Genomic DNA, 13,915 nt, shown 5'->3' on the forward strand with positions numbered 1-13,915 from the left:
TGACCAGGAATATGTATTTCTGTTTCAAAGAAAACTACGGATGAAAAAGAGAAAAGACGAAGTCTTTTAACCACGACTTCACTCTCCACTCTTTCACACTCCACACTTTTCGAAAACTACAGCAAACAGTTTTACAACACAATAGGGGATTTACAACATAAAGTTAACCGTAAACCCAAAAGTAGAGTGACGATGGCGGAAGGGATCCACCTGTTCCCATCTCGAACACAGAAGTTAAGCCTTCTTGCGCCGATGGTACTTATCCGGAAACGGATTGGGAGAGTAGGTAGTCGCTCAACAAATCAATTATTTTACAGACTTTATCTTGAGATAGAGTTTGTAAAATAACTTGACAAAAAAAGAATACTTATGATATACTCATCTAGTATGAAATGTATCAACGCATTTGGTAATCCTAGGTAGCTCAATGGTGGAGCACTCGGCTGTTAACCGATAGGTTGTGGGTTCGAGTCCCACCCTGGGAGCCATATGCCGGGGTGGCGGAACTGGCAGACGCACAGGACTTAAAATCCTGCGATCCTTAAAGATCGTACCGGTTCGATTCCGGTCCTCGGCACCAGTCTTTAGGCAAATCGTCTTCGGAAGGTTTGCCTATACTATTTTAGCGGCGCGGGATGGAGCAGTTCGGTAGCTCGTCGGGCTCATAACCCGGAGGTCGTCGGTTCAAATCCGGCTCCCGCAACCATAAACAGCTTAGGCTGTTTTTTTGTTGTTTAAATATGTGTGAATAATAGGGGAATAAATAGAATAAAAATTATATAGCGGAGAATAAGAGGGTATTAATTTAAATAGTATCAATTATTCTGTATAATAGACAGTCTTATATCGATTTTATAATAAGGGTTAACAAAGCTGCGGATTATTTCAACATTCATATTGTATCATTTTCCATAATGAAAGAAGCAGAATGCAACTTTTATGTTTTAAAAAATTGTCAGACAGAAACGTTTCTATAGATCTAACTGTTAGGATACTATTAGTAAATCTGGTGCTGATAAAGTTAAAAATCAATCGGTATATACAAAGAATTCTATCTTTTTATACTGAAGACGAAAAATAAAAAAACCTCTATTACTGATGAGCTTTAAGCGTTCAGTAAAGAGGTTTCAAATTTTGGCTTTAAAATGAAAAAACAGGCAAAAGAGATGTTCAGATACTCTTTAATTGGATTCCTGAGAAATTATAGTTAAAATAATGGGATAAACGCCCATTATAAATTTGATAATTATAGTAGTTGTCAATGAGATGTACTGCCACCGGGATTGCTTCATTAAATCGTTTCGATAGAACTTCATTGCTTATAGATGCTCTTTTATCGGGCATATGCGTAAGTACTTGACCTTTAAATTTGTTATACAATCCAAGTCTTTTCATGGTGAAGAAAATAAGCTTTTCTTTATTTCTTGTAGGGGAGTGCAGCAGCTTTTTGTATTTATAAAAATCTTGTATAGATTTCTTAACGAGAGAAGTGTCTCCGTTATCATAATCTGAAAATATTGGACTGATTTTCTCAGAAATGGTTATATCATTTGGAATTAGTTTATAAGTTTCAACCTCATAAGGAATACGTCTTTTTTGGATCATATAATAACGGTCTAGTTCAGTTTCTATTTCCATATGAGACAACTGCAGCTCAACTTCAAGATTATTAACATAGGGATGTACCATAATATCTAATGCAAAGTGGCATAAAAACCCAAACAGATAAGCAAGCTGCTTTTCAGAGGGATCTTTCAGGCTCTTTTTACTGCGATTGATGAAGTTTTCAAATGTTGATTGATGAATTTCGGAACCGATCTTTGAACCTTTATTCGTATAAGGTTTGTAAAAATAAAAGAAGTCGGGTCCTTGTTGTCCTAATATATAATAATCAATATGTTTTTCGATAATATTTCTAAATTTGCTGGGAAGCTTCTTCAAAACTTCTTGACCGAATATAAAGTGTGTATAGATGCTGGCCATAATATTTCTCCTTTCTTGTAACTACTATTATTATAGACTATTTTATGGATAAATTTTGATGAGAAATCATGTTTAGAGATTTCGATTAGATTGTAATGTTTTCGTTGACTTATTTTTTTGGCTGAATTCTCGGGTTTATTATCTCTATGTTAAATTCAAGAAAATAGTTGACAAAGAAAAGAAATCATTGTATTATAAATAAGCAGTCAAGTGAAGGACAGCAAAAACAAGTAGCTTTAAAAAACTTTAAAAAAAAGCTTGACAACATTCATTACCTGTTATATACTTAAAAGGTAGTCGTCAAGAACGAGGCCCTATGGTCAAGCGGTTAAGACATCGCCCTTTCACGGCGGTATCCCGGGTTCGAATCCCGGTAGGGTCACCATAATGGGAGCTTAGCTCAGTTGGGAGAGCATCTGCCTTACAAGCAGGGGGTCACAGGTTCGAGCCCTGTAGCTCCCACCATTTTACTTAATATGGTGGAATTAAATAATATTATTCTAACATGGCCTGGTAGTTCAGTTGGTTAGAATGCCAGCCTGTCACGCTGGAGGTCGTCGGTTCGAGCCCGATCCAGGTCGCCATTTTTTCTTAGAATAAGAAATATATTACTATGCTGGTGTAGCTCAATTGGTAGAGCAACTGACTTGTAATCAGTAGGTTAGGGGTTCAAGTCCTCCCACCAGCTCCATTTATCTTATATCCTGTTAGCAAATATACAGGATAGGCTTGGAGGAGTTCCCGAGTTGGCCAAAGGGGACGGACTGTAAATCCGTTAGCTTCGCTTTCAGTGGTTCGAATCCACTCTCCTCCACCATAGTACTTTCTAAAAAATAAATAAAAAACGTAAAAATATGTTGACAATCAAAAGATTATATGATATACTTATTAAGTCGGCTAAATCAGTAAAGCGATTTAACGAGGACATGCGGGTGTAGCTCAGTGGTAGAGCCCCAGCCTTCCAAGCTGGTTGCGAGGGTTCGATTCCCTTCACCCGCTCCATAATGCACCTATAGCTCAGCTGGATAGAGCAACGGACTTCTAATCCGTGTGTCGGAGGTTCGAGTCCTCCTAGGTGCGCCAGATATTGGGCTGTCGCCAAGTCGGTAAGGCACAAGACTTTGACTCTTGCATGCACAGGTTCGAGTCCTGTCAGCCCAGCCATATGATCCATTAGCTCAGCTGGTAGAGCATCTGACTTTTAATCAGGGTGTCCGGGGTTCGAGTCCCCGATGGGTCACCATAAATTACGGAGAGGTACCGAAGTGGTCATAACGGGGCGGTCTTGAAAACCGTTAGGGTGCAAGCCCACGTGGGTTCGAATCCCACCTTCTCCGCCAATTTTATTTTAAAACATATTTTACGAGTACGGAGAAGTACTCAAGTGGCTGAAGAGGCTCCCCTGCTAAGGGAGTAGATCCTTTACGGGATGCGAGGGTTCAAATCCCTCCTTCTCCGCCAAATATTTGGGCCTTTAGCTCAGTTGGTTAGAGCGCCCGGCTCATAACCGGTAGGTCCTGGGTTCGAGTCCCTGAAGGCCCACCAAATACGGATATTTCTTGGCGTAGCCAAGAAATATTTTGTATATAGGAACAATTTTGCCCAGATAGCTCAGTCGGTAGAGCAGAGGACTGAAAATCCTCGTGTCGCTGGTTCGATTCCGGCTCTGGGCACCAAGATTATAGGGGGTTAGTTCAGTGGTAGAACGCTGGTCTCCAAAACCAGATGTCAGGGGTTCAAATCCTCTACTCCCTGCCAACAGGGGCCTGTAGCTCAGCTGGTTAGAGCGCACGCCTGATAAGCGTGAGGTCGGAGGTTCGAGTCCCCCCAGGCCCACCATCAAAAGACCTTAATTATAGGGTCTTTTTTTATTTCTATTTAAAGTATCCTTGTTAAAAAGAGGCAGCATAAGTATACTTTGCTAATGTATGTAAAATTATGTGGATAGAAATATTTTAACAATCAATAAAAGAGAAGGATAAGATAAATAATTAGATTTTTTATTTCTTAGGATATAAATAACGAAAATACTTTTAAAATCTTTTTCTTTGAATTATAGTATCTATATACTCATGTTTTGATAATAAAATACTGTTTGTTAAATAAGGAGGAAAGAATGAGAAAAGTTGCAGTTTTTACTTTTATGGGTGATAGGATGTGCTTTACCCATGCATTGCTCAATGCAATAGAGATGAAAGAATCAGGAATAGAAGTGAAGTTAATTTTAGAGGGAAAGTCGGTAGCTTTGTTAGAAGATTTCATTGAAGAAAAGAATCCGCTCTTTCAAAAAACGATAACTATGGGTATTATGGATGGGGTATGCAGAGCCTGTTCAGACCAAATGGGAGTTCTTTCATATAATGAGCAGTCTGGAATTCAGCTTCTAGACGAGCTGAAGGGACATCCTTCTATGGCAAGGTATATAGACGAAGGGTTTGAAATTATTACTTTATAGAACTACAAAAGATACATACAGATAAAAATATGGAAATGAGTTCGATACATTTCCATATTTTTTATGTCAAGAAGTTTATAGTTTTGTTAAAAAAAGTTTTATAAATTATCAAAAAGTATTTTAATCCATTTTTCTAGAGAGTTTAATAAAAGGACATGTTCCTTCTCGATAAGATAAAAATTTTCTGTAAGGCTGTTATCTTGAATTTCGCTAAATTCAGTTCGGATTGCTTTCCCTTCCGTATTTTTGCCAATACTTCCAGAATAGAATGGAGTTCGAACTAGAATAGTATTTTCGCTTGTTGTTTTGATTTCTGCATGGTCGAAATGAAATTCCATCTGCATAGCTGGAGTAAGTGTAAAAAATGTAAGAAGAAGAAAATCCTTTACAAACTGTACTTTGTGAAGACATAGAACATGCTCTTTGCCCAATAAATGAAATGAAAAATTATGTTTTAGTAAGATTTCCTGCATGCTTTTGTAAATCTCAAAACGCGCCTTGATATGGTCTTCTAGCGATTTGTAAAGTCTATCTATATCATTATGAAAGTATTCATTTAAAACTTTTAGAGAAGAAAGATCATAATCGGAGAAACGATTTGCTAAAATGCTTTCCATAGTATATCGTTTGAGATCTGTATAAACATTCTGCTTATAAAAATAATACAGATCCATATGCTTCTTTTTTTCAAGCTTAAAATTATTTTTCTGCAATAAGGGCAGATCATAAGAGGTTCCGTTAAATGTTATTATTCTTTTATTCTTTATAGAATTTTGTAAATGTTTTACTTTTACATTATCTTTTAAATAGATTTCAGTGGAAACGTGATCCTTTATTGCAATTGCTTGAATAGATTCTTTTTTCTCATCGCCTAATATAAAAAGGATTATCTCATTCTCATTTAAGTTGGCAGTGCTGGTCATTTTACAGTTCATAATATCACCCCTTTGTATTATACTATAATCAGATAGGAGTTGAGAAAATAACTATATGTTCAAAATAGATTTAAAGAAAACTGCTGTAGCAGTATTTCTGTTTATTTCTATAATAGGAATACTAGATCTTTCTAAAGGACGAGAAAACAGCCAGATTATAGGAATTGTCCTTAAAATGAAAAAACAGGATGCGGCATCCATCAATAGCAGATATAAAAAGCTTCAGGAAGATGTAAAAGTGTTTGAAATAAAAGGAACTCCAGGGATAGATGAAAAGAATATATTTTATCCTATGTATAAAACTGATTTTTCTCCGGAGGAGCTGGATAGGGGACTGGCAGGAACGGGACTTGAGGGTCTAGGAAAATATTTTTATGAAGCAGAACAGAAAACAGGTATTAATTCCCTTCTTTTAGTGGGAATTGCAAATCATGAATCGAATTACGGAAGAAGCAATATTGCTAAAAAGAAGAATAACTTGTTCGGTTTCAATGCCTATGATCAAAGCCCGATGGAAAGTGCTTCTGATTATAATCATTATGGAGATTCTGTATTAAAAGTCAGCAGAAAAATCAAAGATCTGTATCTAACAGATAACGGCAGGTATTTTAATGGATATAGTACAGAAGCTATGAATAAGCATTATTCTACAGACAAGGAATGGGCGAAAAAAGTAAACCGCCATATGGTTCGCTTCGCCCATAAAATGATGCAGAATCTTTAAAAAAGTATATTGATAAAAGACTTTCAAAAGGATAGGAATTGTATTATAATACTGTAGGGAGGGTGCTATGGAACAATTGGAAGAATATATTCGAGGGTTAAAAAAGAATCGTTTCCAAGTAGAGTATTTTGAAACAGGAAAAGAGTTTGTGGATTATGCTATCCGAAACCTTCCTACGAAAGCATCTATTGGATTCGGAGGCTCAATGACATTAGAGCAGCTTCATTTATACGATAGATTGTCAGAGGCTGGTTTTAATATCTATTGGCATTGGCGAAACAGTGAAATAATAGATATGAAAGAACGTGCTTTAAATGCAGATATTTATTTTTCATCTGCAAATGCTGTGACGAAAGATGGTAAGATCATCAATATGGATGGTACGGGCAATCGGGTTGCAAATACTTTTTATCATCACGAAGAAGTGTTTATCGTCTGCGGGATTAATAAGCTAGTAGAAACTGTAGATGAAGGTATTGCAAGAATCGAACAAATTGCTGCGCCTAAAAATGCTCAAAGACTGGGTGTTAATACTCCATGTGTTGTAACAGGCGTTTGTACAGATTGTACTTCTAAGGATCGTATCTGCAATGTGCTTACTATAATCGAAAAAAATACGAATTCAAATATCAATGTTATTCTAATTGGTGAAGAATTAGGATATTAATAATATGTATCGTCGAAAAGATGCTTAAATTCAAGCATCTTTTCTTGTTTTTAATAATCTATAAAGAAAAGAGGAAAAGCATGATTTATTTAGACAACGCTGCAACGACAAAGGTAGATCCAGAAGCAGTTGAGATTATGAACAAAATATATTTAGAAGATTTTGGCAATCCATCTTCTCTTTATGACTTCGGCTTTAAATCGGAGAAACATATGAATAAAGCGAGAGATCTTATTGCAGAAGTTTTAAAAGCCAGTCCTTCAGAGATTTTTTTTACGTCCTGCGGCAGCGAAAGTAATAATATTGCCATACTAAGCCAAGTTACGGGAAATAAAAATCAGGAGTTTATCACAGATGTAACCGAACATTCATCAGTAGAACAAGTTTTTTCGAAAATAGAAGAAAAGTATCCTGTTCATTATATAAATGTAGACGAAAAAGGCTTTGTATCTGTAGATGATATCATCGAAAAAATTAATGAAAACACAAAGCTGGTATCGATTATGGCAGTAAATAACGAGCTTGGATCGGTGCAGCCTATAGAACAAATCGGGATAGCCATAAAAAAGAAAAATCCAAAGACTCTTTTTCATGTAGACGGGATTCAGTCTTTTGGGAAAATCCCTTTAGATCTAAATAAAGCAAAAGTAGATTTATTTTCTATATCAGCCCATAAGCTTCACGGCCCAAAGGGTGTTGGTGCACTTTTTGCAAGAAAAGGTACTCCCTTAAAGCCGGTAATACTCGGAGGGGGCCAAGAAAATAATATTTCTTCCGGAACGGAAAATGTTGCTGGTATAGCGGCTTTAGGTTTTGTTGCTTCAAAGGCTTATCAGCAGATTGAAGAAAATTTTAAACGATTAGCAGAGTTGAAAGAATATTTGTTTGAAGAATTATCTGTGATAGAAGATATAAAAATGAATTCTACCATAGAAAATGGAAGCCCTTATATTACAAATATCTGCTTTAAAGATATCAAGTCAGAAGTGCTTATACATTTTCTAGAACAGGATGAAATCTACGTATCTTCTGGTTCAGCTTGCAAAAAAGACAAAAAAAGTAGAGTATTAGAAGGGATTAAAATCAAAAAAGAATATGAAGAAGGGTGTATCCGCATTTCCTTTTCAGATTTAACAACAAGAGAAGAAGTTGAGAGATTTCTTGACAAATTAAAAGAAGCCGTAGAAGAAATTAGAAAGATTATTAGGAGGAAATAATGGACTGGGTATTATCGGTAAGTTTTGGGGAATTAACGCTCAAGGGAGACAATCGAAAAAATTTCGAAGATCGAGCAATTCAAAAAGTATTGCAAAGTATAAAAGAATATCCTATACAGGGCTATTATAAAGATCAAGGAAAAGTTTATATAGAGGCGGAAAAAGATGAATTTCCTAATTTAATCGAGAAAATCAAAAAAGTATTCGGTATTGTATATATCAGCCCTTGTCTTAGAACAGAAAAATCTGTAGAAGATATGGAAAAGGGGGTTTTAGACTTTGCAAAAGAATTAGAAATACATGACAATACAAGCTTTAAGATGCAGGTAAAAAGATCCGACAAAGGTTTCACTCCAAAATCGCCTGTTCTAAATCCTCATTTGGGTGGAATTTTATTAAAGGCATATAATGGAAAACTGTCTGTAGATGTGCATAATCCTGACTATACTCTATTTGTCGATATAAAAAGATATGTATATATCTATACAGAAAAAATTAAGGCTTGGGGTGGTCTTCCTATTGGAAGTTCAGGAAGAGGGCTTTTATTATTGTCCGGAGGAATAGACAGCCCGGTAGCTGGATTTTTAATGGGTAGACGAGGTGTAGAAATTGCAGGCCTTCATTTCCACAGCTATCCTTTTACAAGCGACCGTGGTTTTGAAAAAGTACAGAGACTGGCGCAAAAATTAAGTTTCTATTTAGGAAATATTACTTTATACAGTATTAATCTGCTGCCGATTCAAAGGGAAATCAATAAGAAATGCAGAGAACGCTACATGACGATTCTATCAAGACGTTTTATGATGGAAATAGGGGAAAGAATCTGCAAGAGCAAAGAGTATCAAATGATGGTCACAGGAGAGAGCTTAGGGCAAGTTGCCAGCCAAACGATACAAGGAATCACCGTGGTAGAGGCAGCTGTAGAAACGCCGATTCTGCGCCCTCTCGTGGGAATGGATAAAAATGAAATTATAGATTGGGCGAGAGATATTGATACTTATGATATTTCTATTGAACCCTTTGAAGACTGCTGTACAGTATTTTTACCAAAAAGACCAGCTACAAAGCCAAGGATAAAGGATATTGAAGAGAATGAAGCTTTGCTGGATGCAGATCTATTAATTGAAGAAGCTTTGGAAAATTTAGAAGTTTATCGAATTTCAGAACAAGAGATCAAGAAACTTTAAAGACGGAAAATACTAATATCAGGAAATATGGGTATAAATTAAACAGTAATTGAAGGAGGTATTTTTATGAAGAAAAGTACAGGGTTAATCGCAATTGTTGTTGTCGTCGTTTTATTATTAATATTTGGAGTTTCGTCTTATAATAAAATGGTAGGATTGAATGAAAATGTGAATACAGCATATTCTCAGGTTCAAACTGTCATCCAAAGAAGAGCAGATTTGATACCAAATCTAGTTCGTACAGTGGAAGGCTATGCAGATCATGAATCTGAAGTGCTGACAAGAATTACAGAAGCAAGAGCAGGAATTGACAATGCACAGTCGCCCCAGGAACTTGCTGCAGCGAATGACCAGCTGACAGGAGCTTTAAGCGGACTTAATGTAGTAGTAGAAGCTTATCCTGACTTGAAAGCAAATCAAAACTTTATTCAGCTTCAGGATGAATTAGCAGGAACTGAAAATAGAATTTCTGTAGAGAGAAGAAATTATAATGAATCTGTACAGCAGTATAACAATACTCGAAACAGATTTCCTATGGTAATGATGGCAGGGCTGTTAGGATTCGAAGCGAAAGAATATTTTGAAGCTTCCCCAGAATCTCAGGAAGCCCCAGAGGTTCAATTCAATTAAAAGGAGAGACAAATGAGAAAGAAGTTGTGGCTTCTTCTCCTTTTAACTTTTTGTATAACAATCGGGAGTGTTGTGCCCTCGTTTGCTGAACTACCGCAAGCGCCGGATACCTTTTACTTGGATCAGCTTGGGGTGCTGTCGGAGGAGACGAAGAAAAATATTACAGATACAAATATTGAATTAGACCAGAAAACTGGAGCCCAAGTTGTTTTGTATACGACCTCCGATTTAGGCGGTCAGGACTCTTTTTCCTATGCTGTAAAAGTTTTCAATACTTGGAAAATTGGAGATGAAAAGAAAAACAACGGGGTTCTTATTCTATTAAGCAGAGATGAAGAAGATCCAGGTATTGACGTTTTAGTAGGCTATGGTTTAGAAGAAACATTAAATGATGGAAAAGTTGGCAGAATTTTAGATGAACGTATGGTGTTTCCTTTAAGAGATGAAGGGAAACGAATTGCAGATGCTGCACCGGAAGAGCTGGACAATACGACAAATGAAGTATTTAATGCTCTGATAGCGGATATTATAAAATTCTATGACGTTGAATTGACGGGAGACTATTCCGCTTATGAAACAGAGGAAGAAGACGGGATGTCTTTTGGGTTTGCGATCTTTATCTTTATAATGTTTATTATTATTTCTTCTTTCTTCAGCGGACCGAAGGGACCTAGAGGCAGGAGAAGGAGATATTATGGATCCGGACCATTTGGAGGAACGTTCTTCCCAGGAGGCTTCGGTGGAGGAAGCTATCGCGGCGGAGGAGGCGGCGGTGGTTTTGGCGGCGGCTTCGGAGGCGGAGGCGGTTTTACCGGCGGCGGAGGTGCCAGCAGATAAGAATCAACTAAAAACGACAGAGTTTTTCTCTGCCGTTTTTTTGTTGCAATATTGTAAGTTTTCTTTATTGCAGAGCAGGGACGTTCATTATATAATAGAATCTGATTTTCAAAAGGAGATGATCATTATTATTGAAATATTAAAAGTAATTTTGTTAGGGATCGTAGAAGGAATTACAGAATGGCTTCCAGTAAGTTCTACAGGGCATATGATTTTAGTAGATGAATTTATAAAATTAAACTTATCAGAAGCATTTATGGAAATGTTTTTAGTTGTCATACAGCTTGGAGCAATCCTAGCAGTAGTCGTTCTTTATTGGAACCGCATAATACCTTTCACGAAACAGGCATCGGGTACATACCAATTCGATAAGGAACGCATTGATATGTGGGTAAAAATATTAATAGCATGTATTCCAGCTGCAGTGATAGGACTGATCTTTGATGACTTTATCAATAAATATCTTTATAATTATTTTGTAGTAGCTATTGCTCTTATAGTATTTGGTATTGCATTTATTTGGATTGAAGACAAAAACGAGGGACACAAGGCTAAAGTAACAAGTATTAAGGAGATCGGCTATAAAGACGCATTTATGGTAGGATTATTTCAGTTGATTGCAGCGGTATTTCCTGGAACTTCCAGATCTGGCGCCACCATTTTAGGAGGGATCTGGATTGGTTTATCAAGAGTTGTAGCCACGGAGTTTACATTCTTCCTTGCGATCCCGGTTATGTTTGGAGCGAGTTTTCTGAAACTGGTAAAATTCGGTTTTAATTTTACTTTTTATGAATTTTTTATATTGATATTGGGAATGGCGGTTTCTTTCATTGTATCTATTATCGCTATTAAATTCCTGTTATCTTATATTAAGAAAAACAGCTTTAAAGTTTTTGGCTGGTATCGAATTATACTAGGGATTATCGTACTTTTATATTTTTTAGTCTTAAAATAAAGAGAAGACACTTTCGAAAAAATTTTCGACAAGTGTCTTTTTTATGATATACTATGGTTATACATATGGCAGGGAATAGGTTTATTCCCGTTGCCTTATTTTTTTGTTAAGGAGGACGCATGGATCTTAATCAATTAAACGACAGACAAAGACAAGCGGTTTTAACAACGGAAGGTCCAGTACTTGTTCTCGCAGGAGCAGGCAGTGGAAAAACAAAGGTGTTAACAACTAGAATCGCATATTTAATGGAACAAAAGTTGGCGAATCGCTATGAAATCGTTGCGATCACCTTTACAAATAAAGCTGCATCAGAAATGAAAGACAGAGTGTCAAAACTTTTAAATGCAGATGTATCAGACATGTGGATAGGAACGTTTCACTCGATATGTACGAGAATTCTACGTCGGGATATTACACATATTGGCTACAACAGCAGTTTTACAATATATGACAGAGAAGATCAGAAATCTCTTGTTAAGGAGATTTTAAAAGAGAAAAACATAGAAACCAAGAGTTTTCAGTTCAACAGCTTCTTGTCCATAGTAAGCCAAGCAAAAAATCTAGGCGAGGGAAGAGATTATATAGAAGCAAATTATGGCGATAATCCGACAACCCGCTTTTATGGTGAATTTTATGAAGAGTATATACATAAATGTGAATTTTATAATGCATTAGATTTTGATGATATTATTATTAAAACCTTAGAACTTTTCGACAAGAATCCAGATATTCGCAAAAAATACAGCGATCGTTTTAAATATGTTTTCGTTGATGAATATCAGGATACAAACAAAAGCCAGTACGAGTTGATGCAGGCCTTTGGAAAAACCTATGGAAATGTCTGTGTTGTAGGAGACGCGGATCAATCAATTTACGGATGGCGAGGAGCGGATATCAGCAATATTCTGAATTTCGAGAAAGATTTTCCTGGTGCTAAAGTTATAAAATTGGAAGAAAATTACCGTTCTACACAGAAGATTTTGAATGTAGCAAATCAAGTCATCGAAAACAATGAAGGACGTAAAGAGAAATCCTTATGGACTTCTAAAGGAGAAGGCAGCGATATTCCTTTCCTTTATCTTCCGGGAGATCGAGAAGAATCTCTGCAGGTTGTGCAGTGGATAGAGCATATGCATTATGAAGGGTATCATTTTTCTGATATGGCCATCCTTTATCGAACCAATGCTCAGTCTAGAGGATTCGAGGAAATGCTTCTTCGTGAAGGAGTTCCTTATAAAGTTATCGGCGGACTGAAATTCTACGATCGAATGGAAATCAAAGACACGATAGCTTATTTAAAAACGATTATCAATCCGAACGACAATATATCTGTAAAAAGAATTATCAATAAACCGAAAAGAGGAATTGGCCAGGCGACAGTAGATAAGTTAGAAAACTTTGCCAACAATTACGGAATTTCGATTTATGATTTTTTATTTGAAGAAGAATTGAAAAGTATCGGGACTCGGTCCTTAAAAAAGCTGGAAGAATTCCGGAATATGATAACAGATATGAAATCGAATATTGAGAAATTTAAAGTATCGGAATTTGTAGAATATGTTTTGGAACGAAGCGGTTATCTTAAGGAGCTTGAAAAATCGAACTTAAGAGAAGATCAAACTCGTATAGAAAATATAGGATCTTTCATCAATGCCATTGTAGATTATGAAGAAAATACGGAAGAGCCTAGCCTAGAAGATTATTTAGCATCTGTAAGTTTATTGTCGGACGTGGATAAAACAGAAGAGAATGAAGCAGGAGTTTCTTTAATGACGATACATGCTGCAAAGGGGCTGGAGTATAAAGTGGTCTTTGTAACTGGTCTAGAAGACGGTTTGTTTCCAAGCGGCAGATCTATTGACGAAAGAGAAGGATTAGAAGAAGAAAGAAGACTCTGTTATGTTGCAGTAACGAGAGCTGAAGAAAGATTATTTTTAACAGGGGCGCAGATGCGAAGAGTCTTTGGCGAGACCAAAATGACAGTCCCCTCAAGATTTATTAAAGAAATGGGAGGAACAATCGTGGAAGAGGAAACGAAAGAAACAACAGAAATTAATTTTAGAGAAAGTTATGGCGATTCAGTATCAACGATGAAAGCGTCGGTAAGAGATAACTTGCTGGGGGCTAAAACAGCCAAAAAGGTTGATCAAGATCTTGCAGATGAAGAATTTAAAGCCGGCGATCGAGTAGTACATAAAAAGTTTGGGGAAGGAATGGTTGTCTCTGTTACGGAACGAGAGGGCGGCGACGAACTAGTCATTTCATTTGAAAAGAAAGGAATTAAAAAGCTGAATAAAAATTTAGCTCCTATAAAGAGAATCTAAT

Annotated in this window: 11 protein-coding genes, 18 tRNA genes and 1 rRNA gene; 28 read left to right on the plus strand and 2 right to left on the minus strand. The window is 36.5% G+C overall.

Annotated features, from left to right (window positions below):
- Positions 1-182 precede the first annotated feature (182 nt).
- The 4 genes from rrf (at position 183) to ACTQ46_RS06495 (ending at position 706) form a co-directional block, all read left to right on the plus strand.
- A 5S ribosomal RNA gene (gene rrf, locus ACTQ46_RS06480) occupies positions 183-299 on the plus strand.
- A 114-nt stretch (positions 300-413) separates the two neighbouring features.
- Positions 414-488 (plus strand) — tRNA-Asn (locus ACTQ46_RS06485).
- 3 nt (positions 489-491) lie between these two features.
- Positions 492-580 (plus strand) — tRNA-Leu (locus ACTQ46_RS06490).
- Between the two features lie 49 nt (positions 581-629).
- Positions 630-706 (plus strand) — tRNA-Met (locus ACTQ46_RS06495).
- A 464-nt stretch (positions 707-1,170) separates the two neighbouring features.
- On the opposite strand, the gene ACTQ46_RS06500 is transcribed toward ACTQ46_RS06495, so the two are convergent.
- Positions 1,171-1,983, minus strand: coding sequence for a zinc dependent phospholipase C family protein (locus ACTQ46_RS06500; protein ID WP_441748243.1), 813 nt, complete (start codon positions 1,981-1,983; stop codon positions 1,171-1,173).
- A gap of 310 nt (positions 1,984-2,293) precedes the next feature.
- Between ACTQ46_RS06500 and ACTQ46_RS06505 the strand changes: the two genes are divergently transcribed.
- The 16 genes from ACTQ46_RS06505 to ACTQ46_RS06580 all read left to right on the plus strand — a co-directional run bounded on the left by ACTQ46_RS06505 (position 2,294) and on the right by ACTQ46_RS06580 (position 4,438).
- A tRNA-Glu gene (locus ACTQ46_RS06505) sits at positions 2,294-2,368 on the plus strand.
- Between the two features lie 4 nt (positions 2,369-2,372).
- Positions 2,373-2,448 (plus strand) — tRNA-Val (locus tag ACTQ46_RS06510).
- Between the two features lie 42 nt (positions 2,449-2,490).
- Positions 2,491-2,567 (plus strand) — tRNA-Asp (locus tag ACTQ46_RS06515).
- Positions 2,568-2,598: 31 nt separating this feature from the next.
- Positions 2,599-2,674: transfer RNA gene (locus ACTQ46_RS06520), tRNA-Thr, on the plus strand.
- A gap of 40 nt (positions 2,675-2,714) precedes the next feature.
- Positions 2,715-2,800, plus strand: a tRNA-Tyr gene (locus tag ACTQ46_RS06525).
- A gap of 111 nt (positions 2,801-2,911) precedes the next feature.
- Positions 2,912-2,985, plus strand: a tRNA-Gly gene (locus ACTQ46_RS06530).
- A gap of 4 nt (positions 2,986-2,989) precedes the next feature.
- Positions 2,990-3,066, plus strand: a tRNA-Arg gene (locus ACTQ46_RS06535).
- Between the two features lie 5 nt (positions 3,067-3,071).
- Positions 3,072-3,147, plus strand: a tRNA-Gln gene (locus ACTQ46_RS06540).
- Positions 3,148-3,150: 3 nt separating this feature from the next.
- A tRNA-Lys gene (locus ACTQ46_RS06545) sits at positions 3,151-3,226 on the plus strand.
- A gap of 8 nt (positions 3,227-3,234) precedes the next feature.
- Positions 3,235-3,323 (plus strand) — tRNA-Ser (locus tag ACTQ46_RS06550).
- A 30-nt stretch (positions 3,324-3,353) separates the two neighbouring features.
- Positions 3,354-3,444: transfer RNA gene (locus ACTQ46_RS06555), tRNA-Ser, on the plus strand.
- A 7-nt stretch (positions 3,445-3,451) separates the two neighbouring features.
- Positions 3,452-3,528: transfer RNA gene (locus tag ACTQ46_RS06560), tRNA-Ile, on the plus strand.
- A 55-nt stretch (positions 3,529-3,583) separates the two neighbouring features.
- Positions 3,584-3,659 (plus strand) — tRNA-Phe (locus ACTQ46_RS06565).
- Between the two features lie 7 nt (positions 3,660-3,666).
- A tRNA-Trp gene (locus tag ACTQ46_RS06570) sits at positions 3,667-3,741 on the plus strand.
- 4 nt (positions 3,742-3,745) lie between these two features.
- Positions 3,746-3,822: transfer RNA gene (locus tag ACTQ46_RS06575), tRNA-Ile, on the plus strand.
- A gap of 277 nt (positions 3,823-4,099) precedes the next feature.
- On the plus strand, positions 4,100-4,438 hold the full coding sequence (locus ACTQ46_RS06580) for a cytoplasmic protein (protein WP_441748245.1): 339 nt from the start codon (positions 4,100-4,102) through the stop codon (positions 4,436-4,438).
- Between the two features lie 98 nt (positions 4,439-4,536).
- Here ACTQ46_RS06580 and ACTQ46_RS06585 read toward each other — a convergent pair whose 3' ends face one another.
- Entirely contained in the window at positions 4,537-5,373 is an 837-nt protein-coding gene (locus ACTQ46_RS06585) for a ribonuclease H-like domain-containing protein (RefSeq protein WP_441748247.1), read from the minus strand.
- Positions 5,374-5,428: 55 nt separating this feature from the next.
- On the opposite strand from ACTQ46_RS06585, the gene ACTQ46_RS06590 reads away from it, so the two are divergent.
- The 8 genes from ACTQ46_RS06590 to ACTQ46_RS06625 all read left to right on the plus strand — a co-directional run bounded on the left by ACTQ46_RS06590 (position 5,429) and on the right by ACTQ46_RS06625 (position 13,914).
- Positions 5,429-6,097 (plus strand): glucosaminidase domain-containing protein, encoded by a 669-nt coding sequence (locus ACTQ46_RS06590; protein WP_441748249.1) that lies wholly within the window; start codon positions 5,429-5,431, stop codon positions 6,095-6,097.
- Between the two features lie 67 nt (positions 6,098-6,164).
- Entirely contained in the window at positions 6,165-6,764 is a 600-nt protein-coding gene (locus tag ACTQ46_RS06595) for a lactate utilization protein (RefSeq protein WP_441748251.1), read from the plus strand.
- Between the two features lie 80 nt (positions 6,765-6,844).
- On the plus strand, positions 6,845-7,981 hold the full coding sequence (locus ACTQ46_RS06600; protein WP_441748252.1) for a cysteine desulfurase family protein: 1,137 nt from the start codon (positions 6,845-6,847) through the stop codon (positions 7,979-7,981).
- Positions 7,981-9,168, plus strand: a complete 1,188-nt coding sequence (thiI, locus tag ACTQ46_RS06605; RefSeq protein ID WP_441748254.1) for a tRNA uracil 4-sulfurtransferase ThiI — start codon at positions 7,981-7,983, stop codon at positions 9,166-9,168. Before ACTQ46_RS06600 ends, thiI begins: the two co-directional genes overlap by 1 nt.
- Before the next feature lie 66 nt (positions 9,169-9,234).
- Positions 9,235-9,798, plus strand: a complete 564-nt coding sequence (locus ACTQ46_RS06610; protein WP_441748256.1) for a LemA family protein — start codon at positions 9,235-9,237, stop codon at positions 9,796-9,798.
- A gap of 12 nt (positions 9,799-9,810) precedes the next feature.
- A complete protein-coding gene (locus ACTQ46_RS06615) occupies positions 9,811-10,635 on the plus strand; it encodes a TPM domain-containing protein (RefSeq protein ID WP_441748258.1) in 825 nt (274 codons plus the stop codon).
- Positions 10,636-10,759: 124 nt separating this feature from the next.
- The gene (locus ACTQ46_RS06620) at positions 10,760-11,590 is read left to right on the plus strand and encodes an undecaprenyl-diphosphate phosphatase (RefSeq protein WP_441748422.1); all 831 of its coding nucleotides are present in this window, start codon (positions 10,760-10,762) and stop codon (positions 11,588-11,590) included.
- A gap of 119 nt (positions 11,591-11,709) precedes the next feature.
- Positions 11,710-13,914 carry an ATP-dependent helicase gene (locus ACTQ46_RS06625; RefSeq protein ID WP_441748260.1) on the plus strand — a complete coding sequence of 735 codons (2,205 nt, stop codon included), beginning with the start codon at positions 11,710-11,712 and terminating at the stop codon, positions 13,912-13,914.
- Position 13,915: the final 1 nt, after the last annotated feature.

The sequence above is a fragment of the Gallicola sp. Sow4_E12 genome (assembly GCF_052116305.1).
Taxonomy (GTDB): domain Bacteria; phylum Bacillota; class Clostridia; order Tissierellales; family Peptoniphilaceae; genus JBQKLI01.